Genomic DNA, 21,637 nt, shown 5'->3' with positions numbered 1-21,637 from the left:
AGCCCCTTTCGAGATGCCACGATCGAGGCTCCGGTGATGGGTGGGCTCCCTCTCGGTACGCCCTGAAGGTGCCCTTGAGGGCGTTGGGTGCCGTGAGAGCGGTCAGCGCACGCAGGCCGAGCCGAGGGCGACGTGCAGGGCGGCGCGGTGCAGGCGGTCGAGGTGCCACTGCCTGCCCGCGATCGCGTTCGCCAGCCGCAACCCCGGTTCGCACCGCGGGCTGGTGCGCGCGTGGCCGGTGGCGGCCAGTTCGTCGAGCAGTTCGCCGTTGACGCGGTCGATCACCGGCCTGACCTCGGTCGGCAGATCGGGCCGTTCGGTCGGCACCTGGCCGGGGTGGGCGTCCCAGAACGCGAACAGGCCGCGCTGCACGATCTTGCTCGCCTCGATCTGGTCGCGGAACAGCGCGACCGAGCGCACCGGATCGATGCCCAGTTCCGCCGACCGCTTCGCGGCGAAGTCCAGCACCACCTGCTCGCGCGCCGGATCGTCGATGGGCGAACCCGTCCCGCCCACCGCCCCCCAACGAGACGCTTCGTGCCACTGCGCGTATTTCGCGGCCGCCACCTTGTCCGAGATCCGCACCCGCTCCGCCGACGAACCGGCCAGCGGGAGCAGGGATTCGCGGGGCGCGGCCGAAGCCGTAGCCGAGGTCGCGGTCAGCGCCAAAGCCGCGACCAGGGCACACAGGATCGAGGACCGAAGGCGCATGGCCCGGAAGCGTACATGCGAGGATCGCGCCATGCCCGTGATCTCGGATGTGCTCACCGCCTTGGAGGCCGCCTACCCGCCCGCGCTCGCCGAGTCGTGGGACGCGGTGGGCCTGGTGTGCGGCGATCCCGCCGAGCCCGTCGACCGCGTGCTGGTGTGCGTCGATCCGGTGGAGGCCACCGTGACCGAGGCCGAGGAGATCGGCGCCCAGCTCATCGTGGCGCACCACCCGCTGCTGCTGCGCGGCGTGCACGGGGTGCCGGCCGACACCGCCAAGGGCTCGCTCGTGCACCGCCTGATCCGCGGGCGCATCGCGCTCTACTGCGCGCACACGAACGCCGATTCCGCCGACCCCGGGGTGTCCGACGCACTCGCCGACGCGATCGGGCTGCGGGTGCTGCGCCCGCTTTCGCCCCACCCGGCCGGGAACACCGGGATCGGGCGGATCGGGGAGCTGCGCGAACCGGAGCCGTTCGCGGAGTTCGTCGCACGGGTCGGCAGGGCGCTTCCGGTGACCACGCCAGGCGTGCTCGGCGCGGGCGACCCGGATCGTCCTATTAGGACTGTCGCGGTGTCGGGGGGCGCCGGTGACTCGTACCTCGCCGCGGCCGCCGAAGCGGGTGTCGACGCCTACGTCACCGCCGATCTCCGCCACCACCCCGCCGGGGAGCACCTCGCCTCGCTCGCGGCCGTGCCCGCGCTGGTCGGCCTGACGCATTGGGCCAGCGAGTGGCCGTGGTGTGGGCAAGCCTCGGCCGTCATCCGCGCCGCGGTTGCGGGTAACGTCGACACCCACGTCTCCACACGGTGCACCGATCCGTGGACCATCCGAGCCTGAGTTTTTAGGGGGAACGCTGAAGTGAAGGCAGATCCAGCCGTCCAGCGACAGCTGCTCGAGCTCGCGAAGATCGATGCCGAGCTTTCCCGCACCGCACACCGCAGGCGCACCCTGCCCGAGCTCGCCGAGATCGACGCCGCCGAGAAGACCGTGCGCGGGCACAAGGACGCACTCGTCGCGGCCCAGACCGCCGCCTCCGATCTCGACCGCGAGGTGGCGCGCCAGGAAAAGGAGATCGACTCGGTGCGCGCCCGCGAGGAGCGGGATCGCAAGCTGCTCGAGTCGGGCACCGTGAACGCCAAGCAGATGACCGACGTGCAGCACGAGCTGGAAACCCTGCAGCGGCGGCAGTCGGCGCTCGAGGACGACCTGCTGGAGCTGATGGAGCGCCGCGAAGCGCTCGAACTCGACGCGCAGCGCACGTCCGCGGAGGTCGAGAAGGCCGAGCAGGGCCTGTCCGAGGCGGTACTCCGGCGCGACGAGGCGTTCAAGGACCTCGACACCACCACCGCCCGCCGCGACAAGGACAGGGCGGACATCCTGCCGCGGTTCCCCGCCGATCTGATGGCGCGGTACGAGCGGGTGCGGGAGCACAAGGGCATCGGCGCCTCGCTGCTGCGGGCGCGCCGCTGCGGCGCCTGCCAGCTCGAACTCGACCGCAACACCATCGCCGAGATCAAGGCCGCGCCCGAGGACGAGGTCGTGAGCTGCGACAACTGCGGCGCGATCCTCGTGCGCACCCTGGAGTCCGGGCTGTGACCTCTCCGGTGACCCATGTCGTCATCGAGGCGGACGGCGGCTCCCGCGGCAATCCGGGCCCGGCAGGCTACGGCGCGGTGGTCTTCGACGCGGCGACGTCGGAGGTGCTCGCCGAGCGCCGCGCCGGGCTCGGGGTCACCACGAACAACGTGGCCGAATACACCGGGCTGGTCGAGGGCCTTCGCGCCGCGCGCGAGCTCGGAGCGTCCATTGTGGACGTCCGGATGGACTCGAAGCTGGTCGTCGAGCAGTCCTGCGGCCGCTGGAAGATCAAGAACGCCGCGCTGATCCCGCTCGCCGAGCAGGTGCGCGAACTGGCGGCCGGGTTCGACCGCGTGCGCTACCAGTGGATCCCGCGCGCCGAGAACGCCCACGCCGACCGTCTCGCCAACGAGGCGATGGACGAGCAGGCGGGCAAGCCCGCGCGCGGCCAGGACCGCGCGTCGCCGACGAAGTGGAGCGGCGCCAAGGGCACCCCGACGAAGCTCATCCTGCTGCGCCACGGCCAGACCGGGATGTCGATCGACCGCCGCTATTCGGGCCGCGGCGACGTGCCGCTGACCGAGCACGGGCAGCGGCAGGTGGCCGACGCGGCGAAGCGCTTCGCCGCCATGGACGGCATCGGCGACACCGTCCCGATCGTGGCGTCACCGCTGATCAGGGCCAAGCAGACCGCGCAGGCGGTCGCCGACGCGATCGGCGCGCGGGTGGAGACCGACGCGGGCCTGATCGAAACCGACTTCGGCGACTGGGAGGGCCTGACCTTCGCCGAGGCCGCCGCGCGAGACCCGGAGCTGCACGCGAACTGGCTCGGCGACCCGGCGGTGCCGCCGCCCGGCGGCGAAAGCTTCGACGCGGTGCTCCAGCGGGTGCGCGGCTGCCTCGACGGGATCATCGAGCGGTACCAGGGCAGGACGGTCGTGGTGGTGAGCCACGTGACCCCGATCAAGACGCTGCTGCGGATCGGGCTCGACGCGGGGCCGTCGGTCCTGTTCCGGCTGCACCTCGACCTGGCGTCGGTGTCGATCGCGGAGTTCTACCCCGATGGCAACGCTTCGGTGCGCTTGGTCAACGACATCTCGCACCTGACCTAGGTTTCGTCAGCCGGGCCAGACCAGCAGGACGGCGCACGGCGCGTGGTCGACGACGAAGCGCGTGTGGTGCCCGAGGCTCTTCGGCCCGGCGTGGCCGCGTTCGCCGTCGCGGGCGCAGACCAGTACGTCGGCATCGGCGCACGCCGCCACCACTTCGCGTTCGACGTGCCCGTGCCGCACCCGCACCGCGCATTCGCGGCCGAGGCGGGCTTTCGCGTCGTCGAGCAGCGCCCGTTCGGCGGGCACCGCGACCGGGTCGACGGTGTCGGCGGGGTCGTGGCCGTGCCGCGAAAGCAACCCGTGGTAGGCGAAGCGCATCGCGTCACCCACGTCGTCGTCCGCCACGTGCAGCAGCGTGATTTCGAGCTCGGGGCCCAGCGTTGAGACGGCGTCGACGCAGGCGCGCCAGGTCCCTTCCGCGAGCCACACCGTCACCTTCATGGCTGACCATCGTGCCCGTCAAACCAGTGCCAGGCCACACCACAGCGCGAGAACGGCACCGGCGAGGGACACCGGAACCGTCCACGCGCCCAGGCGGAGGAACTCGCGCAGCGTCGGCGTGACCCCGGCGCCGGCCAGCACGCGGCGCCACAGCAGGGTGGCCAGCGAACCGAGGTAGGTGGCGTTCGGCCCGATGTTGACGCCCAGCAGGACGGCGAGGAGCACCCCCGCCGCCGGGTGCGGGCCGAGGGCGGACACCAGGATCAGCGTCGCGGGCAGGTTGTTCACGAGGTTCGCCAGCACCGCCGCGACGAGTGCCGCGAGCAGCAGCTCACCGAGGCCCTCACCGTCGGGGAGCAGCGCGCGGAGCACGTCGCCGAGCAGGTGCTCCGACACCGCCTCCACCACGATCGCCAGGCCGAGCACGAACAGGCACAGCAGCGGGTTCGCCTCGGTCACCAGCCGCCACGGGCGCGCGGTGCGCCGGGCGAGCGCGCGCACGGCCAGCACGAGCGCGGCCACCGCGGCGACCACGGCCGGTTCGACGCCCGCGAGCGGCCCGGCCGCGAACCCCGCGAGCGTCAGCCCGAGCACGACGAGCGCGAACACCGGCGCCGGTCCCGGCTCCGGTGACGGCACGTCCGAGCGCCCGGTCAGGTCGGTGGCGAAGAACCGCACGAACACGGCCAGTTCGATCGCGATCGTGACCAGCCACGGCAACGCCATCAGCGCGGTGAACCCGGCGAAGCTGAGCCCGGAGGCGGAAAACGCCAGCAGGTTCGTCAGGTTCGACACCGGCAGCAGCGTCGACGCCGAGTTCGCGAGGTGCGTGCACGCGTAGACGTGGGGCTTGGCGCGCAGCCGCAGGCGGGTGGCGGTGGCGAACACGACCGGGGTGAGCAGGACGACGGTCGCGTCGAGGCTGAGCACCGCGGTGGTGCCCGCGGCGGCGGCGAAGGTCAGCGCGAGCAGGCGCCGCGGCCTGCCACGACAGGCGACCGCGACCCGGTCGCCGAGCCAGGTGAAGACGCCTTCGGTGCCGGCGAGGAAGGACAGCAGCAGGATCGCGGCGAGGAAGCCGATCGTCGGCAGCAACGCGAGCACGCGGTCGACGGCGAGCCGGGGCGGGACGAGCCCGAGCAGCAGCACCACCCCGGCCGCGGGCACGGCGACCAGCGCCTCGGGCAGCCCGCGCGGGCGGATCATCGCGAAGGCGAGTACGGCGACCAGCAGCACCAGGCTGACGATCGCGCTCACCGGGCCTCCGCTCACCCGCTCACGTTAGATCGTCCGCCGCGGCAGCGCCCCGAAGGTGATCCTTCGGGGCAGTGGCTCACGCCGGGGTGGAGATCGGCTCCGGGGTGCCCGCGGAACGGTCCTCGTCCTGTTCCAGTTCGCGGATGACCGGCAGCACCTTCTCCCCGAAGAACCGCACGTCCTCGTGGTAGTGCAGGAACCCGAGCAGCAGGAGGTTCGCGCCGCGCCGCTTGTACTCGATCGCCCGGTGCGCGATCTGCTCCGGGGTGCCGATCAGCCCGGTGCGGAAGCCGTCGTTGTACTGCACGAGATCGGCGAACCCCGAGTCGGCCCACATGCCCTTCTTGTCCGAAGTGGACGATCCGGCCTGCTTGACCGCGCTGCGGAACCCTTCGACGGCGTCCACATTGGCCTTGGCGACGATCTCCTTCAGCACCTCGCGCGCTTCGGCCTCGGTATCGCGCGCGATCACGAACCCGTTGAGCCCGAATCGGACGGCGTGGTCGTTCGCGGCCGCGTAGTCGCGCACCTCGCCGACCTGCTCGCTGAACCCGTCGAAGTCCTTGCCGTTGCTGAAGTACCAGTCCGAGACGCGGCCGGCGAGCTTGCGCGCCGCGGTCGAGTTCCCGCCCTGGAAGACCTCCGGGTGCGGGCGGCCCGCGGTGTCTCCGGCGGGCAGCGGTTTCGGCTTGATGTCGAAGTCGTGGATCCGGTAGAAGTCCCCGCCGAACTCGGCGTGGTCGTCCGTCCACAGTTCCTTGAGCACGCGGATGAACTCCTCGGAGCGCCGGTACCGCTCGTCGTGCTCCAGCCACGGTTCGCCGAGCCCGGTGAACTCGTCCTTGAACCAGCCGCTCACCACGTTCACCGCGGCGCGCCCGCCCGAGATGACGTCGGCGCTGGCGATGAACTTCGCGAGCACACCGGGGTGCCACAGGCCGGGGTGGATCGCGGCGATCACCTTCAGCCGCTGCGTCGCGAGCAGCAGCGCGAGGCTGAAGCCGACGGACTCGTGCTGGTAGGCGGCGCCGTAGCTGGCGGTGTAGCGCACCTGCGTGAGCGCGTACTCGAAGCCGTTGTTCTCCGCCAGCACGGCCAGTTCCCGGTTGTATTCGTAGCCCCAGTCGGTGCGTTGCTCGATATCGCTGGTGACGAGGCCGCCACTGACGTTCGGCACCCAGTAGGCGAAACGGAGTGGTTCTTCAGCCATGCTTGCTCCAGAACGGTGTCGCGGGGTGGATGGTGCGTCGGGCCCGGACACGGCGAGTACAACAGCGCCGGTCATGGCGGTCAACGCGCGTCCACGCGATGGGACCCGGCGGGGACCGGCTATCCTCCGGTACGCGGACGAGCTGGCAGGGCGGTCGCGGGAACCGCGAGGTTTTCGAGGAAAGTCCGGACTCCGCAGGGCAGGGTGGTTGTTAACGGCAACCCGAGGCGACTCGCGGGAAAGTGCCACAGAAAACAGACCGCCTCCGTCCCAAGTGGACGGCGGTAAGGGTGAAACGGTGGTGTAAGAGACCACCAGCGCCCCGGGTGACCGGGGCGGCTCGGTAAACCCCACCCGGAGCAAGGCCAAGAGGGAGCACGCGTGCTCCTGCGCAGGCGTTCGAGGACGGCCCGTCCGAGCCTGCGGGTAGGCCGCTGGAGCCTGCCGGTGACGGCAGGCCGAGATGGATGGCCGCCACCCGCGCGAGCGGGTACAGGATCCGGCTTACATGCCAGCTCGTCCGCCTCCCCCGTTCGGCGGCGCGGCAAGCACCCCTACCCACCAGTAGGGTGGCCGCATGGCTTTCGGAGACGACGTCGCCGTCGCATACCGCTATCACCGGGTGCTCGACCCGCTGCACAGTCTTGGCTACTTCGCGCCGGAGACCGAGCAGGCGCTCACCGCCGCCGGGCTCCAGCCGGGCAGGATGGGCTACTTCGCGAGCCGGTCCGCGCCGATGGGCACCGTCGGGCCCGGCGTCGTCACGGCCACGTTCTACAACTTCAGCCCGTCGCTCGTGGCGCGGCACATTCCCCGCGCGTGGACGCTGGCGTCGCCGGAGCGGATCCTCGCCGCGAGGGCGGAAGCCATCGACGCCGCGTTCAAACGCCTGCTGGGCGCCGAGACGCTCGCGTCTCCCGACGTCGCCGAGGCCGCCGAGCTCGCACGCGAAGCCACCACCGCCTGCTCCGCCGAGGGCAGGCCGCTCTACGCCGGGCACGCGGACCTGGACTGGCCGGGCGAGCCGCACCTCGTCCTGTGGCACGCGATCAGCCTGCTGCGCGAGTACCGGGGCGACGGGCACATCGCCGCGCTCGTGGAGCACGGGCTCGGCGGGCTGGGCGCGCTTGTCACGCACACGGCGACCGGCCGCGGGTTCATGGCGCCCGCGGCGAAGAAGACCCGGGGCTGGTCCGATGAGGAATGGGACGCCGAATCGGGCCGCCTTCGCGACGCCGGCGTGCTCGACGAGGCGGGCGCGCTCACCGACGCGGGCGAGAAGCTGCGCGCCGGCATCGAGGACGCGACGAACCGGGCCGCGATGGCGCCCTGGGTCCACCTCGGTCAGGGGCGCGCCGATCGGCTGCACGAGATCGGCCGCGCGCTGAGCCGTCAGGCGGTGGCGGCGGGCGCGTTCCCCGAAGGCGTCTTCGCGGCACCCAAGGCTTGAATTCTTTTCGCATTAGCGAACTGATCCGGCGAATGGCCGTCGTAGATCCACCAAATCGGGCAGATGTCACGGAGAGTGTCGAAAATGCGGTGGTTTGAGAGGATCTTGTGACCGGTTTCGCACCCGAGGGTGATCGACTTCGGCGCCGGAGTTGATCTTGCTCGTCACTGTGCGGACGCAAGGTCTGCGGCCGAACGGGGCATGGTTGACTGTGCGCGCCACGGAAGCGCGGAAAGTGCTCGCACCGAGAGTGAGCGCAAGCCGCACAACCGAGTGAGCCCACCGGCGTACTACGGAATCCGGGTGGCCGGGGTTAAACCTGAGCCGCCTTGCGGCGATGATGGAGACAGCGAGTTAGACAAACGAGCTGCAGTGAGATTGGCCGTACTGTGTGCGTCGGAGCCTTGAACCGAACTGAACAGAGCGCGCTTTGACCGCTACGCGTCGTGACTGCATTATGTGCTGGACGACGCTGCAAGTCCCACCCCCGACCAAGGGCCTCCAGCAGAGGGGGCTCGTGAGAAGAACGCTCCTCGCACTCAGGAGTACGCGATGACCATGATGACGCTTGTGCAAGATCTCGCACAAGGTGAGATCAAGACCAAGGGCGTCCAGTCGTGGATGCTCGACAACATCATCCCGCTGGTGCTCCTCGCCGTCGCGCTGCTGCTGTTGTGGCTCGGTGGCGGCAAGGGCGACAACGCCGGCGTGATGCGAAGGCTTGCCGGCGTCGTGATCGCGCTCGCGATCATCGGCCTCGCGGTGAGTGGGCTCGGTGTGAACGTCGGCCAGTGGATCGCCGGCCTCTTCACAGGCTGAGACCGGCTCACTGTGCGTATCCGTACCGACGACGAGGTCTACCGGGTCGACGCCGTATGGCTCGGCCCGCCGAAGGCCACGTTCCCTTGGCGTGCCCGCTATGTGGCGTGGGGCGTCGGCGTACCCGTCCTGCTCATCGTGCTCACCGTCGAACGCCAGCTCGGTGTCGGGTTCGGCTTCTTCTCGATGGCGTGGGCCTTCGTCGGCACGATCTTGATCACCAGGGTGATCACCAGGAAGATCAGTCACGAACGCCCGCTCGGCGCGGTCATGTCGATGTGGGCCCGTGAGCTGCACACCCCCCGCGAGCGGATCTCGGCGACCGGTGGCGCGGTGAGTGCGGCCAAGGTACGGGTGCGGGCCGAGCGGCCGGTGCCGAAGAACCGGAGGCGACGGGCCGGGAACCCGCCGCACGGACGGAAGCGAGCCACCACACGAGCGCGCCGGGCCGGCACCACGGCACCGGCCGGGAGGTAGTCCTTGTTCGGTCGCGGCGGACGCGGGAAGAAGCGGGAGCAGGACCTGCACTCGGGTGCCACCTCATGGCAGCCACCGCAGGCGAGGCAGTCCTCTTCGCGCCAGCAGCAGGACTCACGCGGCGGCAAGCGGCTGCCGAGGGAGCAGGCGATCCCCGCCTACACCCCGTCGATCGCCGCCCGCAGCATCGACGGGCACCTGCTGCGCACCGGGCACGAGGTCTACGCCTGGTACCGGCTCGCGCCGCAGCGCTGGTCGTTCCGGTCGGACTCCCAGCGCCGCGACCTCGTCGCCGCCATCGCGGGGCAGTACGCCGAGCTGCAGGGCCGCTGGCTGCACCTGCGCGTGACCACCCGGCCCTACCCGATCCGGATGTGGGCCGAGGCGCACGTGCGCAACGCGCCCAACCGGCCGAAGGACGTGCCGGGCGCGATGTCCTTCGACGACTACCTGATCGGCGAGCAGCAGCAGCTGATGGGCCGTTCGATGGCCGAAAAAGAGGTCTACCTCGGCGTCCAGGTGCAGACGCGGCGGATGATGGACCGCGCCGTCGAGCGGGCCGCGCCGGTGCTGCGCAAGATCCTGCCCGAGGCCGTCGACGCGGAGCTCACCGCGCTCGACTCCGAGGTCGAGCACCTCGACCAGGTGATCGGCTCGTCGGGGCTGGAGGGCAGGCCGGCGCACGCCGACGAGATGTCCTGGCTCATGCACCGCTCGTGCTCGCTCGGGCTGCCCGCGCCGCGGAACATGCCCGCGGTGCCCGGCGCCGAATGGGAGCCGGAGGACCTCGCGAGCTTCACCGACGCCGCCGACTTCCACGCCGAGCCGTACGCCCCGACGCTGACCGTGCGCGGCCGCACCGGCTCGAACGCGGGCGTGCTCCGGCACGTCGCGGTGCTGACCGTCGGCCAGATGCACGGCCTGCAGATCCCCGAGGTCGACGACCCGTGGGTGCAGCACGCCGACCGGCTCCCCGCCTCCGTGGAATGGTCCGCGCGGATCTACGTGCGGCGGCCGGAGGAGGTGGCCGGGGAGCTGCAGCGGCAGATGAACAAGGTGCGCTCGCAGGTCAAGCACTACACCGACGAGCACGACCTGGAGCCGCCGCAGTCGCTGGCGCGCCAGGCGTCGCGGGTGCTCGAGATCGACGACGAGATGACCTCCGGGTTCACCGCGCTGGCCACCAGGGTCCGGTCGTGGTGGCGGCTGTCGGTGTCCGGCCCGACCGAACGCGACGCGCTGCGCCTCGCCCAGCAGCTCCTCGACCTGTACAAGCCGAAGATCGCGATCGAGCACCCCGAAGCGCAGTACGCGCTGGCGCGGGAGTTCATCCCCGGTGAGCCGCTCGCGTCCGGCGCCTACATGCGCCGCGGCTCGGTGGTGTGGGCCGCGGCCGCGGTGCCGACGGCGACCGCGGAGGTCGGCGACCGGCGCGGCATCCTGCTCGGCGAGACGTGCACCGCGACCAGGCGCCCGGTGGCCTGGGACCCGTGGATGGCGCAGGAGATCAGGGACGGTTCCGGGCTGACCGCGATGGTCGCCGGCCTCGGCGGCGGAAAGTCGTTCCTCGGCGGCGGAATTGTCTACAAATCGCTTCGGGCCGGGGCGAGCTGGACGCTGCTCGACCCGTCCGGCCCGCTGTCCCGGCTGTGCGAGCTGCCCGAGCTCCGGCCGTACGCGCGCCCGATCAACCTGCTCAACGCCCAGCCGGGCATCCTCAACCCGTACCGAGTGGTCGCCGAGCCGCTGCTCGAGCACTTCATGGACGAGGACGACCCGGAACGGTCGTGGCGGCGCGAAAAGGCGCTCGCCGGCGCCACCCGCCGCCGCCTCGTGCTCGACGTGCTGACCGGTGTGCTGCCCTACGAGGTGGCCAGGATGGCGCAGACCAGGATCGTGCTGCTGCGCGCCGTCCGCGCCGTCGGCGGCCGGTTCGACGCCGATCCCGGCCAGGTCATCGACGCGCTGCGCCGCGACTCCAGCGAGCACCACGAGCACGCGGGCGTCGTCGCGGACTTCCTCGACGAAATGCGCGAACGCATGTCGCTGCTCATCCCCGAGCACGACGCGGACCCGTACTCGGAGACCCGTGACGACCGGATGACCGTGCTGACCATGGCCGGGCTGACCCTGCCGAAGGACGGTGTCGGCCGCGAGCACTGGACCGACGCGGAATCGCTCGGCGTGGAGATGCTGAACCTCGCCGCGTGGCTCACCCAGCGCTCGGTCTACGAGAAGCCGAAGGAACAGCGCAAGGGCGTCTGGATCGACGAGGCGTTCTTCCTCTCCGAGGTCCCGACCGGGCGGGTGCTGATGAACCGGTTCGCCCGTGACTCCCGTAAGTGGAATGTGCGGGTGTTGCTGTCGTCCCAGATCCCGGCGGACTTCCTGAAGATCCAGGGCTTCGTCGCGCTGCTCGATTCCGTCTTCGTCGGCAGGCTCGACGACGACGACGCGCAGGCCGACGCGCTCCGCCTGCTGAAGGTGCCGGTCGGCGTCGGGTACGAGCAGGTCGTCGCCGCGCTGGGCAGGCGCCCCGGCGCCCACCGCGGCAGCCTGGAGCGCGACCGCGACCCGCGCCAGTTCATCTTCGGCGACGGTGCCGGTGGCGTCGAGCGGATCCGCGTCGACTTCTCGGGCCCGCACCTCGCCCAGCTTCGCGACGCGCTGGACACCACGCCGGGCGGCGCCGGCGCGGACGCGAAGCCGTCGAAGCCGGGGGCGGGCACGCCCAAGGAGGAGCCCGCGCCCCACGTGGCCACGCCACCGGAGGACGAGGAACTCGAGCACGACTTCGAACTCGCCGCCGAGCTGGAGGTCGGCCTCACCGAGGACCAGCTGCTCGCCGAGCCCGTGCACGGCGCGGCGCAGGGCGAGGAGCTTTCCGGCGAGCTGCACCACGACGGCACGCCGGAGAACAGCGGCACCCGTGCGGGCAAGGGCGGCGGCACCGGCCGGGACGCCGCATGAGCGGCGGCGATACCGCGGCGCGGCCGGGTGGTGGGCGATGAACACCATCCTGACCGTGGCGTTCTTGCTCGCCGTGGCCGGCGCTTGGCGCGCCTGGCGCAACCACCGTCGCGACCGTCGCAAGAGCGGTGAGCGGAAACCGCGCCGGTTCGCCGCGCTCATGATGGCGGTCGCGATCCTCGGCTTCCAGGCCGTCGCCACCGCGCCGCCCGCCTCGGCCGCGGCGTGCGGCGAAGCCCCGAACCCGGAACGCCCCGGCGCCGGTCTCGTCGGCGCGATCGACCCGCCGCTGCACCACGGCCACATCGAGAGCCCGTACTTCAAGTACGGCTACGGCGGCATGGTGTGGAACACGTTCCAGACGAACTGCGGCGCGCTGTCCGGCCTCGCCGACCCGAGCGCGACGATCGACACCTGGGCCGGGAACCAGCTTTTCAACCTGGGCAAGAACATCGTCGGCGCGACGAACTCGCTGCACTACACGGTGCTGGAGAACGGGTTGCTCAGCCCGATCTACAACGCCGTCAAGACCGGCGCGGAGAAGGTCTACAACAACATCTACGCGCAGCTTTTCGGCATCGCCGCGTTGATCTTGGCCATCTTCATGTTCCGCAACATCTGGCAGGGCGACCTGCGCACGATCAGCAAACGCGCGCTGTACGGCCTCGCCGCGGTGTGGCTCGCCGCGTCCTCGGTCGCCATGCTGCGCTATCTCGATCCGATCGACAGCGCAGTGGTACAGACCACCACGAACATCCAGGCCGGGTTCATCGACGCCACCGGTGATCACAAGGCGTGGGACGTGATCCCCACCGACCTGCACGACCAGGTCGTCTACCGGAACTGGCTGCGCGGCGAATTCGGCTCGCCGGACAACGAGAACGCGAAGAAGTTCGGCCCCGGCCTGCTCGACGCGCAGTCGTTCACGGTGTCGCAGATCGACGCGAAGGAGGACGCGAACCAGGCCGTCGTCGACGGCAAGAAGGCCGCGTTCAAGAACATCTCCACGCAGCTCGGCCCGGACACCGGCTACTTCACCGGTGACGACGGCAGCAGGGTCGGCGCGGGGTTCCTCTCACTGGGGCAGAGCCTCGCCTACGCGGTGTTCCAGCTGCTGGCGAAGCTGTCCGTGCTGCTCGCCCAGGTCATCATCCGGCTGTTCGTGCTGACCGCGCCGGTCATCGGCCTCGTCGCGCTCGTGCACCACGACGTGCTGCGGCGGGTGGCGAAGCTGCTCGGCGCGGTCGCGTTCAACCTCGCCATCCTGTCCGTCCTCGCCGGCGTGCACGCGTTGCTGCTGCAGGCGATCTTCGGCGCGGGGCAGGTGCTGTCGATGCTCACGCAGATGGCGCTCGCCAGCCTCGTCACCATCCTGTTGTTCATGGTGGGGCGCCCGGTGCGGCGGCTGTGGCAGATGGTCGAGATGTCGGTCAGCACGGTCGGCGGCGCGATACCGGCGCCGAGCGGGGGCCTGTTCTCCCGCTTCCGCCGCAAGAACCAGGGCCCGACCCCGCAGGACGAGTTCTGGGCGAACGTGCGCGACACCGACGAGGCGATCGAAGGCGAGTCCCGCGGGCCGATCGGCGCGCTCTCCGGTGGTGGCCGGTTCCGGCCGGAGGCGACCGTGTTCGCCAACTCGCAGCGCCTCGACGGCGTGTCGGGGCTTTCCCGCCCGGCCGCCGCGTGGTCCGGTGCGCCGTGGCCCGGCGGAGCGGGCGCGGTGGGCGGCATGCCCAATCGCCCCGCGCTGCCGTCCGGCGGGAGCGACGGTGCCACCGCCTACTCGCTCGAAAGCGGCCCTCCCGGCGATTACGTGCTCGGGCCGGGCGGAACGCTGCGCGGTGGTGGTCCGAGCGGTGGTGGTCCGAGCAGCAGGCGCGTCGACACGTCACCGGTGTTCGACCGGCGGTGGAGCGACGAACCGGAGCCGGTCGTCGTCCCGTCCAGAATGGACTCCGGGCGTGGGCAGAGCGAAGCCGCGTACACCGCGCCGCCGCAGCAGCAGGCGCAGCCAGGACCGCAGCCGGGCATGCCACCCACCCCGGCCGCGGCGCCGGAGCCGCGGCGCGCGGAGGCGGAGATGGTCGCGGGCAAGCCGGTGTTCGTGGTCTACCGGCCCTCGCGAGGGCTCGAAGTACGGCAAGACGTCCGCGACACCGACCGCATGGTCCGGTAGGGGGAGCGCATGCCGATCCGCACGAACCGCGGCAGGGCCGCGGTCTACCGCAGGCTGTGGGGCTGGCCGCTGAGGTCGCCGAAGCACCTCGTCGTCACGCTCGTGGTGTTCGCCGTGGTGGTCACCGCCGTCGGAATCGCGATCCCGAAGCTGGCGGGCCGCCAGTCCACCGGCACGGCCGCGCCGGCGCCGGAAGAGACCACGTCGAGTACGCCGCAGGCGCCCGGTGCGCCGGGGGGCACGGTCGCGCCGACGACCCGGCTCACCGCGCCGCTGAGGACGCCGGCCTCGGCGCCGCCGAACCAGGACGGCCTGAACATCGCGAAGGCGTGGGCGGCGGCGTGGGTGAACCACCCGCAGGGCATGACGATCGAGCAGTGGCTGCAGAACCTCAAGCCCTACACCACCGACGAGTTCCTGCCGCAGATGGCGTCGGTCGAGCTGGCCAACATCGCCGCGACGAAGGTGACCGGCGAACCCGTCGCGAAGAACTCCTTCACCAGTTCGATGGACGTGGAAGTCGCCACGGACAAGGAAAAGCTGACGATCAGCGTCGTACGCAGCGGGGCGGGATGGCGCGTCGCGAGCTACGACAAGGCGGGTTAGCGGGATGCGCGTCGGCGTGCTCGTCGTCGTGCTGGTCGCCATCGCGTTCGCCGCGGTGGTGACCACCGGGACCATCGCGAAGGTGGTGACCGACCAGCAGGAGCAGGCAAGGGCGGTGGCGAACGTCAGCTGCGACGCGGCCGTCGGCCCGAGCCAGCCCGGCGACCCGAACCGCGGCGCCGGCGATGCCTCGCGCCTCACCGACGAGCAGCGCTCGATCGTCGGGCAGATCATCTCGATCGGCAAGCAGCGCAGCCTTTCCCCGCGCGCGTGGCAGATCGCGATCCAGGCCGGGATGACCGAGTCGGGCCTGCGCAACCTCGTCTACGGCGACCGCGACTCGCTCGGCATCTTCCAGATGCGGCCGTCGATGGGCTGGGGCACCGTGCAGCAGGTCACCGACCCGCCGTACCAGGTGAACAAGTTCTACGACGTGCTGCTCGCGGTGCCGGACTGGGAGAAGAAGCGCCCCGGTGACTCGGCGCAGGCCGTCGAGCGGTCCGGGTTCCCCGAGCGGTACCACAAGTGGGAGCCGATGGCGGTCAAGCTGGTCGAGAACCTCGGCCAGGTCACCGACGTCAGCGGCTGCGGCCAGAGCGCGGGCGCGGCGCTGCCGCCGAACCAGCGCGCCGCCGCGGCGATCAAGTTCGCGCTCGGCGAGCAGGGCAAACCGTACGTGTGGGGCGCCACCGGCCCGAACTCCTTCGACTGCTCCGGGCTGATGCTGCGCGCCTACGAGTCCGCCGGTGTCACGCTGCCGCGCGTGTCGCGCGACCAGTACCAGGCGGGCGCGATGCTCCCGGTGAAGGACGCCCAGCCGGGCGACCTGGTGTTCCTCGCGACCGACCCGTCGAACCCGGCGACCATCCACCACGTCGCGATGTACCTCGGCGACGGCAAGATCGTCGAGGCGCAGCAGACCGGCGTGCCGGTGCACACCCGGGCGTTCTCGTTCGACGAGAGCGAAGTTGTCCCGCAGGCCGTCCGGCCGGGCGTCTAGGGTGGGCGACGTGGCCAAGAAGTTCGGCAAGCGCGGCAAGCAGGGTGCCGGCGGGCCGGGGGAGGACCCCCGTGACCTGTTCGGCAACCCCCAGCTGCCCCGCCCCGCCGGGCCGCCCGCGTCCAGCACCCCGCTCGGTGACCACCTCGCCAAGGGCTGGCCCGGCGTCGACCAGGGGTACGTGGTGCTGCCGCGCCCGCTCGCGGAATCGATGTCGCTGCCGTGGCAGCAGCAGCTTGCCGGGCTGCTCGCGGAGTTCCACCGCGTGCACGGGAACCTGTCCTGGCCGATCTACCGCGTCGTGCCGTCCCGGTACGAAAACCTCATCGATCTCGACGAGGAGCAGCTCGCGGAGGCGGGCTACCTCGTCGAGATGGACGCCGAAGGCGACATGATCTACCGCGAGCGCAGCGGGCGGAAGGTCGAGGACCCCGAAGCGGTCACGGTGCTGGTGTCCTCGCTCGACCCGGTCGTGCGCCGCGGGCCGGAGCAGGCCCCGCCGCCGCCTCAGCACCAGCAGGGGCCGCGTCAGGCGCCGCAACCGCCGCAGCAGCCCGCGCCGCCGCAGCAGCCCGCGCCGCCACAGCAACCGCCAGCACAGCAGCAACCGGCACCGCAGCAGGCGCCGCCGCGGCGGCAGCCGGAGCAGCCGCGCCCGCCCGCGCCGATGAACATCCCGCCGCCACCGGTGTGGCGGTCGACTCCGCAGCCTTCGCGGCAGCCGCCGCATCCTCCGACGCCGCCGTCCGGTACGCCGATGGCCCCGGGGTCGCCAGGGGGACCTCCGGGTGCGCAGCCGCGAGCACAGCCGCCCGCATCGCCGCCTCCCGCGCAGCAGCCACCGGCTCAGCAGGCGCCGTCCCGGCCGCCGGGCACGCCGCCGTCGGGTACGCCCGTGCCGCAGGCGGGGACTCCGCCGGTCACGTCGTCGGCGCCTCCTGCCGCGTCCAAGCCGCCAGAAGAGGGACCGCGGTACGCGGACCCGGTGCCGCCGACGCGGACGCCGGAGCGGACCGAGGCCGTCAAGCCGCCGAAGCACGAGGCGCCCCCGCCCGCGCGCCAGGTCCCTCCCGCGGCCCCGCCTCCGCAGCGCCCGACATCGGCCTCGACGGCTCCGCCGCCCATGACGCGCCCGGAGCCCCCTGCCGCGTCGGAGGAATCGCCGGAACCGGAGACTTCCGCGTCGCGTAGCTGGGCCGCGGGTGCGCTGCTGGAGCCGAAGGAGCCGAGTGGCCTGAAGTGGTGGGAGACGGCGGAAAGCACCGCCGAGCTGCCCCCGCCGAAGCCGCCGGAAAGCGCCGAGCCGAAGCGGGCACCCGCGGAGGAGCCGGACGTCGACACCCCGCCGCGGGGTTTCCGCCCGCCGAATTCACGGGACTGGTTCGACGAGATGCCCGGTGCCGCGAAGCCCCCTGGTGAAGGCAGCGGGTTCGGCCCGACCGGTGAGCCGACCGAAATCCCGTACCGCTACCGCAAATAGGCGAGTGGTGCCGGCGCGCCGATGGTGCGACGCTGAACGGTATGGCTGACGACCCGAACCCGGACGAGGGCTGGTACTACAACACCCGCACCAACCAGGTGGAACACCACCAGCGCGCGCGTGCGATCGACCTGCTCGGCCCGTACCCCGACGAAGCCACCGCGAAGCGGGCGCTGGAGATCGCCCGCGAACGCACCCGCAAGGCGGATGCCGAAGACGCCGACTGGAACTGACCAGGTCCCCGGACTTCCGCATGCCCCGAAGGACGCCTTCGCGGTGTCAGGTTCCCTCAAGGGCCCCTTCGGGGAATGCGCGGCGGATCGGCGCCTTGGCCTCGGCAGGAGCATCCTTCCGGGCATGAACAGCGCCCCCGCGACGACGTTTAGCCCGCTGAATGCACCGCGGCGCTGTCACGGAGGCTGAGCGCGGCGGCGACGAAGGACGCGACCAGCGGGCGGCGATCCTGTTCCTTCCAGGCGAGTACGAGCCGGCTGGGCGGCGCGTCGGTCACCGGGACGCAGACCAGGCCCCCCGCGACCGGTTCGACCAGCGAGCGGGGCAGCACCCCGATCATCCGGCCCACCCCGATCATCTGCAGCAGCTGGATCACGTCGACGACCTCGGGGCCGGTGCCATCGCCACCGGGGACGCCCTTCCAGCGCGGCAGCGGCTCACCGTCCAAATCGGACAGCCGAACCGAGGTGCGCCCGGCGAGGCGGTGCCAGGACGGGAGGATGGCGACGCGGTCGTCGGTGTGCACGGTTTCGTGGGCCAGGCCGTCGAGCGGGTCGAACGGCGCGTAGAGCAGGCCGACGTCGGCCCGGCCGTCGAGCAGGAAGTCGGCGCGGTCGGCGGGGCCGCTGAACAGGATGTCCACCCGGCGGGCGTCGGGCCGGTGGGCGTACTCGGCCAGCATGGGGGACAGCAGACCGGCATCGCCGCCGGGCTTGAGCACGAGCCGCAGGTGGGTCTGGGGGTCACCGGCGCGCCGGGCGCTCCGGACGGCGGCGCTGACCGCGTTGAGCGCATGACGCCCGTGTTCCTGCAACGCCTCTCCGCCGGGGGTGAGTTCGACGTGCCGGCTGGAGCGGACGAACAGCGGGACGCCGAGCCGCGTTTCGATCCGCCGGATCGCCTTCGACAGCGCGGGCTGGGCGATCGAGAGCCGGACGGCGGCCCGGCCGAAGTGCAGCTCGTCGGCGACCGCCATGAAGTACTCGAGCTCGCGGGTTTCCAGTTCGACCATGCCTCCAGGTTATCGCTGAAGATCGAACCGGTCTTGGACACCGGCGGTTTCCGGCGGCCAAAATTGAGACATGATCACCCACACGATGATAGTTTCCTTCGATAAGCCGCTACCGGACACCGAGCTCGATCAGTACCTCGCAGATATCGAACGCGTCATGCTCGACAGCGGTCTCACCCAGTCGGTCGCGACCGGGCGCCACCTCCCCATCCCCGGCGAAGAAGCCATCCCGGCGCTGATCGCGACCGCGATCGTGCAGGTGACCGTCGCCGACACCGACGCACTGGCGAAGGCGTTCAGCGCGCCCGGCATGCACGAGGTCATCGACCGCTGGCAGTCGCGGTACCCGTACCGGGTCGCCTGGGCGAACCACGAGCCGCTGTCGTGAAGGCGGGTCTGGTCACCGGCGCGGGCAGCGGGATCGGCCGCGCGGCGGCGATCGAGTTCGCCAGGCAGGGCGCGGCGGTCGCGGTGCTCGACATCGACGGGGCCGCGGCGGCCGAGACCGTCGGGATGATCGAGAAGGACGGCGGCGAGGCGCTGGCCGTCACCGTCGACATCGCCGACGAAGAGTCCGTGCGATCGGCTGTCGAGCGCGCCGCCACCGCTTACGACGGATTCGACTTCGCCGTGAACAACGCGGGGATGACCTCGCACCACCGGCGGCTCGACGAGATGGGCCTGGCCGAGTTCGAGCGCGTGGTCCAGGTCAACCTGGCCGGGACGTTCCTGTGCCTGAAGTACGAGCTGCCCGTGCTCGCGGGCGGCGGCGCGATCGTCAACGTCGCCTCGAACGGCGGCCTGTACGCGATCCCGAGCGCCCCCGCTTACGTGGCGGCCAAACACGGCGTGGTCGGGCTCACCAAGGTCGCCGCGGTGGACTACGCGCCGAACGGCATCCGGGTCAACGCCGTCTGCCCCGGCCCGACCCGCACGCCGGGGTTCGACAAGGTGGCGGCGGGCACCGAGATGATCGCGATGCAGGCGGCGATCACCCCGCTGGGCAGGCTGGCCGCGCCGGAAGAGGCGGCCGCCGCGGCGGTCTGGCTCTGCTCGGACGCCGCGTCCTTCGTCACCGGGATCGCGCTGTCGGTCGACGGCGGTCGACGGGCATGAGGGTCATCGCGGTCGAGGAGCACCTCGCCACCGAGGCGTTCCTGCGCGTCGCGCACGGGCTGGACGTGGTGCCGGGCGACGAGACCGAGGTGGGGCTGACGCGCACGGTGGAAACCTCGCCCGCCTTCCGCGCCCGGCTCGTCGATCTCGACGCCAGGCTCGACGAGATGGACGCGATCGGGCAGGACATGGCGGTGCTCAGCCTCGACCCGCCAGGGGTCCAGCCCTATCCCGCGGCGGACGCGGTGCCGCTGGCCAGCGAGTTCAACGACGCGCTGGCCGCGATCGTGCGGCGGCACCCCGGCCGGTTCGGCGGGCTGGCCGCGGTGGCGCCGCAGGATCCGGCCGCCGCGGCCGCCGAGATCGAGCGGGCAACGGGACCGCTCGGGCTCAACGGGATCATGATCAACTCGCATACCGGCGGGCGGTACCTGGACGAGCCGGAGTTCGCGCCGCTGCTGGCGGCGGCCGAAGCGAACCGGGCGCCGATCTACCTGCACCCGCGGGCGCCGAGCGGGCTCGGCGCCTACCGCGAGCACGGGATGTCCGGGGCGGTCTGGGGTTACCAGGCCGAGGCCGGGCTGCACGCCGTGCGGCTCATCCTCAGCGGCGCACTGGACCGCCACCCCGGGCTGACCATCGTGCTCGGTCATCTCGGCGAGGGAATCCCGTACTGGCTGCGGCGGATGGACAACCGGCACGCGTTCGCGGTGCGGACCGCGGGCGCGGCCACCCCGATGCCGCGCCTGTCGCTCACGCCGAGCGAGTACTTCCGCCGCAACTTCGCGCTCACCACGAGCGGCATCGACGATCCGGACGTGCTCGGGCTCGCTCTGCGCGCGGTCGGCGCGGACAACATCATGTTCGCGATCGACTGTCCGTACGAGGATTCCGCGGCCGCCATGGCCTTCCTGCGGGACGCCCCGCTGACCGAAGGGCAGCGGACCGCGCTCGGCCACCGCACGGCCGAGCGCGTGTTCGGTATCGCTTAGGCCGTGCCGCGGACCGGGCCTTACGCCTGCCGCGCGATGGAAGGCACCGCGAACTCCTCGTCCACCTGCGCGGCGAGGTCTTCGCCGGTGCGGGCGTTGCCCCAGGAACGGGCGTTGCGCAGGTGGAATTCGACCGCCTGCCGCTGGAACCGGTCCCAGTCGCGCGGGGTGGCGTCGATGGTGGACCGCATGGTGCGCAGCGCGTCGAGGTTGTGGGTTTCGAGCTCCTCGATGGGGCGGGGGCGGCCGCGTTCGGCGGCGCGGACGTGCGCCGAGCTTTCCAGCCAGCACAGCAGGTCGGTGCCGACTTCTTCGCGGAGGAAGTCGACGTCGTCGGGTTCGGTGACCTTGTTGCCGACCACGGCGAGCCGGATGCCGAAGTCCCTGGCGTAGTCGGAGTACTGGCGGTAGACGCCGATGCTGCGCACGGTGGGCTCGCAGACGAGGAAGGTCACGTCGAAGCGGGTGAACAGGCCGGAGGCGAACGCGTCGGCGCCCGCGGTCATGTCCATCACGACGTACTCGCCGGTGTCGTCGACGAGGTGGTTGAGCAGCAGCTCCGCGGCGCCGACCTTGGAGTGGTAGCACGCGACGCCGAGGTCGTCCTCGCTGAACCTGCCGGTGACGCCGAGCCGGACGCCGCCGATGTCGCGGAAGCAGGCGGCCATGATCGGGTTGTCGCCGAACGGGGTGAGCAGCCGCGAGCCCCGGCCGGGCGGGGTGGTCTTGATCATCGCGTCGGCGCTGCTGATGCGGGGGTTGTCGCCGCGGAGGTAGTCCTTGATCAGGGGCAGGTGGTCGCCGAGGGTGGGCAGCGCGAGCGCTTCCTCCTCGCTCGCGCCGAGTCCGACCGCGAGGTGCTGGTTGATGTCCGCGTCGATCGCGAGCACCGGGTTACCGGTACCGGCAAGGTAGCTGGTGAACAGCGCGCTCAGCGTGGTCTTCCCGCTGCCGCCCTTGCCGACGAAGGCGATTTTCACAACCTGCCCTTTCTG

General features: G+C 71.5%; 21 protein-coding genes and 1 other RNA gene. 16 read left to right on the top strand and 6 right to left on the bottom strand.

Translation table 11 applies throughout. The annotated features are described in order from the left end of the window. Positions 1-102: 102 nt before the first annotated feature. Positions 103-711 carry a chorismate mutase gene (locus ABD256_RS24450; RefSeq protein ID WP_344423237.1) on the bottom strand — a complete coding sequence of 203 codons (609 nt, stop codon included), beginning with the start codon at positions 709-711 and terminating at the stop codon, positions 103-105. Between the two features lie 31 nt (positions 712-742). Between ABD256_RS24450 and ABD256_RS24445 the strand changes: the two genes are divergently transcribed. The 3 genes from ABD256_RS24445 to ABD256_RS24435 are packed head-to-tail and all read left to right on the top strand — an operon-like array spanning position 743 to position 3,402. Then, positions 743-1,549 (top strand): Nif3-like dinuclear metal center hexameric protein, encoded by an 807-nt coding sequence (locus ABD256_RS24445; RefSeq protein ID WP_344423233.1) that lies wholly within the window; start codon positions 743-745, stop codon positions 1,547-1,549. Positions 1,550-1,570: 21 nt separating this feature from the next. Further along, positions 1,571-2,308 (top strand): zinc ribbon domain-containing protein, encoded by a 738-nt coding sequence (locus ABD256_RS24440; RefSeq protein WP_344423228.1) that lies wholly within the window; start codon positions 1,571-1,573, stop codon positions 2,306-2,308. After that, positions 2,305-3,402 (top strand): bifunctional RNase H/acid phosphatase, encoded by a 1,098-nt coding sequence (locus tag ABD256_RS24435; RefSeq protein ID WP_344423225.1) that lies wholly within the window; start codon positions 2,305-2,307, stop codon positions 3,400-3,402. The genes ABD256_RS24440 and ABD256_RS24435 overlap by 4 nt, the downstream gene beginning before the upstream one ends. Before the next feature lie 6 nt (positions 3,403-3,408). Here ABD256_RS24435 and ABD256_RS24430 read toward each other — a convergent pair whose 3' ends face one another. The 3 genes from ABD256_RS24430 to sfnG all read right to left on the bottom strand — a co-directional run bounded on the left by ABD256_RS24430 (position 3,409) and on the right by sfnG (position 6,310). Beyond that, positions 3,409-3,843 (bottom strand): universal stress protein, encoded by a 435-nt coding sequence (locus tag ABD256_RS24430; protein WP_344423222.1) that lies wholly within the window; start codon positions 3,841-3,843, stop codon positions 3,409-3,411. A gap of 18 nt (positions 3,844-3,861) precedes the next feature. Then, a complete protein-coding gene (locus ABD256_RS24425) occupies positions 3,862-5,115 on the bottom strand; it encodes an SLC13 family permease (protein ID WP_344423220.1) in 1,254 nt (417 codons plus the stop codon). A 61-nt stretch (positions 5,116-5,176) separates the two neighbouring features. Next, positions 5,177-6,310, bottom strand: coding sequence for a dimethylsulfone monooxygenase SfnG (sfnG, locus tag ABD256_RS24420; RefSeq protein WP_344423218.1), 1,134 nt, complete (start codon positions 6,308-6,310; stop codon positions 5,177-5,179). A 138-nt stretch (positions 6,311-6,448) separates the two neighbouring features. Here sfnG and rnpB point away from each other — a divergent pair. From rnpB to ABD256_RS24370, 10 genes are all read left to right on the top strand, one after another. Continuing rightward, an RNA gene (rnpB, locus tag ABD256_RS24415) (RNase P RNA component class A) lies at positions 6,449-6,833 on the top strand. Positions 6,834-6,887: 54 nt separating this feature from the next. Further along, a complete protein-coding gene (locus ABD256_RS24410) occupies positions 6,888-7,760 on the top strand; it encodes an SCO6745 family protein (protein ID WP_344423215.1) in 873 nt (290 codons plus the stop codon). Positions 7,761-8,312: 552 nt separating this feature from the next. Next, a complete protein-coding gene (locus ABD256_RS24405; RefSeq protein WP_215547473.1) occupies positions 8,313-8,579 on the top strand; it encodes a hypothetical protein in 267 nt (88 codons plus the stop codon). A 12-nt stretch (positions 8,580-8,591) separates the two neighbouring features. Continuing rightward, positions 8,592-9,056 (top strand): hypothetical protein, encoded by a 465-nt coding sequence (locus ABD256_RS24400; protein WP_344423207.1) that lies wholly within the window; start codon positions 8,592-8,594, stop codon positions 9,054-9,056. 3 nt (positions 9,057-9,059) lie between these two features. Continuing rightward, on the top strand, positions 9,060-12,026 hold the full coding sequence (locus tag ABD256_RS24395) for an ATP-binding protein (RefSeq protein WP_344423205.1): 2,967 nt from the start codon (positions 9,060-9,062) through the stop codon (positions 12,024-12,026). Between the two features lie 37 nt (positions 12,027-12,063). Continuing rightward, complete coding sequence (locus ABD256_RS24390) at positions 12,064-14,202, top strand: magnesium transporter (protein ID WP_344423202.1); 2,139 nt, start codon at positions 12,064-12,066, stop codon at positions 14,200-14,202. 9 nt (positions 14,203-14,211) lie between these two features. Further along, positions 14,212-14,808 carry a hypothetical protein gene (locus tag ABD256_RS24385; RefSeq protein WP_344423199.1) on the top strand — a complete coding sequence of 199 codons (597 nt, stop codon included), beginning with the start codon at positions 14,212-14,214 and terminating at the stop codon, positions 14,806-14,808. Between the two features lie 4 nt (positions 14,809-14,812). After that, positions 14,813-15,808: a C40 family peptidase gene (locus ABD256_RS24380; RefSeq protein WP_344423196.1), complete on the top strand. Its 996-nt coding sequence runs from the start codon at positions 14,813-14,815 to the stop codon at positions 15,806-15,808. A gap of 10 nt (positions 15,809-15,818) precedes the next feature. After that, the gene (locus ABD256_RS24375; RefSeq protein ID WP_344423193.1) at positions 15,819-17,288 is read left to right on the top strand and encodes a hypothetical protein; all 1,470 of its coding nucleotides are present in this window, start codon (positions 15,819-15,821) and stop codon (positions 17,286-17,288) included. 41 nt (positions 17,289-17,329) lie between these two features. Then, on the top strand, positions 17,330-17,521 hold the full coding sequence (locus tag ABD256_RS24370) for a hypothetical protein (RefSeq protein WP_344423190.1): 192 nt from the start codon (positions 17,330-17,332) through the stop codon (positions 17,519-17,521). A 149-nt stretch (positions 17,522-17,670) separates the two neighbouring features. Here the strand turns inward: ABD256_RS24370 and ABD256_RS24365 are convergent, their stop codons facing one another. After that, positions 17,671-18,534: a LysR family transcriptional regulator gene (locus tag ABD256_RS24365; RefSeq protein WP_344423187.1), complete on the bottom strand. Its 864-nt coding sequence runs from the start codon at positions 18,532-18,534 to the stop codon at positions 17,671-17,673. Positions 18,535-18,619: 85 nt separating this feature from the next. On the opposite strand from ABD256_RS24365, the gene ABD256_RS24360 reads away from it, so the two are divergent. The 3 genes from ABD256_RS24360 to ABD256_RS24350 are packed head-to-tail and all read left to right on the top strand — an operon-like array spanning position 18,620 to position 20,642. Then, positions 18,620-18,922 (top strand): hypothetical protein, encoded by a 303-nt coding sequence (locus tag ABD256_RS24360; protein ID WP_344423184.1) that lies wholly within the window; start codon positions 18,620-18,622, stop codon positions 18,920-18,922. Then, positions 18,919-19,650, top strand: a complete 732-nt coding sequence (locus tag ABD256_RS24355) for an SDR family NAD(P)-dependent oxidoreductase (RefSeq protein WP_344423181.1) — start codon at positions 18,919-18,921, stop codon at positions 19,648-19,650. The genes ABD256_RS24360 and ABD256_RS24355 overlap by 4 nt, the downstream gene beginning before the upstream one ends. Then, entirely contained in the window at positions 19,647-20,642 is a 996-nt protein-coding gene (locus ABD256_RS24350) for an amidohydrolase family protein (RefSeq protein WP_344423179.1), read from the top strand. Before ABD256_RS24355 ends, ABD256_RS24350 begins: the two co-directional genes overlap by 4 nt. 20 nt (positions 20,643-20,662) lie before the next feature. Here the strand turns inward: ABD256_RS24350 and ABD256_RS24345 are convergent, their stop codons facing one another. Further along, positions 20,663-21,622 carry an ATP-binding protein gene (locus ABD256_RS24345; RefSeq protein ID WP_344423177.1) on the bottom strand — a complete coding sequence of 320 codons (960 nt, stop codon included), beginning with the start codon at positions 21,620-21,622 and terminating at the stop codon, positions 20,663-20,665. Positions 21,623-21,637: the final 15 nt, after the last annotated feature.

The organism is Amycolatopsis minnesotensis (assembly GCF_039529815.1).
Classification (GTDB): Bacteria; Actinomycetota; Actinomycetes; order Mycobacteriales; family Pseudonocardiaceae; genus Amycolatopsis; species Amycolatopsis minnesotensis.
This window is presented reverse-complemented; position numbering and strand designations above follow the sequence as displayed.

What these genes read in the sequence shown, in the direction of transcription:
- ABD256_RS24450 (WP_344423237.1), bottom strand. Translation starts at nt 711, where the DNA reads ATGCGCCTTCGGTCCTCGATCCTGTGTGCCCTGGTCGCGGCTTTGGCG.
- ABD256_RS24445 (WP_344423233.1), top strand. Translation starts at nt 743, where the DNA reads ATGCCCGTGATCTCGGATGTGCTCACCGCCTTGGAGGCCGCCTACCCG.
- ABD256_RS24430 (WP_344423222.1), bottom strand. Translation starts at nt 3,843, where the DNA reads ATGAAGGTGACGGTGTGGCTCGCGGAAGGGACCTGGCGCGCCTGCGTC.
- sfnG (WP_344423218.1), bottom strand. Translation starts at nt 6,310, where the DNA reads ATGGCTGAAGAACCACTCCGTTTCGCCTACTGGGTGCCGAACGTCAGT.
- ABD256_RS24410 (WP_344423215.1), top strand. Translation starts at nt 6,888, where the DNA reads ATGGCTTTCGGAGACGACGTCGCCGTCGCATACCGCTATCACCGGGTG.
- ABD256_RS24405 (WP_215547473.1), top strand. Translation starts at nt 8,313, where the DNA reads ATGACCATGATGACGCTTGTGCAAGATCTCGCACAAGGTGAGATCAAG.
- ABD256_RS24390 (WP_344423202.1), top strand. Translation starts at nt 12,064, where the DNA reads ATGAACACCATCCTGACCGTGGCGTTCTTGCTCGCCGTGGCCGGCGCT.
- ABD256_RS24385 (WP_344423199.1), top strand. Translation starts at nt 14,212, where the DNA reads ATGCCGATCCGCACGAACCGCGGCAGGGCCGCGGTCTACCGCAGGCTG.
- ABD256_RS24380 (WP_344423196.1), top strand. Translation starts at nt 14,813, where the DNA reads ATGCGCGTCGGCGTGCTCGTCGTCGTGCTGGTCGCCATCGCGTTCGCC.
- ABD256_RS24370 (WP_344423190.1), top strand. Translation starts at nt 17,330, where the DNA reads ATGGCTGACGACCCGAACCCGGACGAGGGCTGGTACTACAACACCCGC.
- ABD256_RS24365 (WP_344423187.1), bottom strand. Translation starts at nt 18,534, where the DNA reads ATGGTCGAACTGGAAACCCGCGAGCTCGAGTACTTCATGGCGGTCGCC.
- ABD256_RS24360 (WP_344423184.1), top strand. Translation starts at nt 18,620, where the DNA reads ATGATAGTTTCCTTCGATAAGCCGCTACCGGACACCGAGCTCGATCAG.
- ABD256_RS24350 (WP_344423179.1), top strand. Translation starts at nt 19,647, where the DNA reads ATGAGGGTCATCGCGGTCGAGGAGCACCTCGCCACCGAGGCGTTCCTG.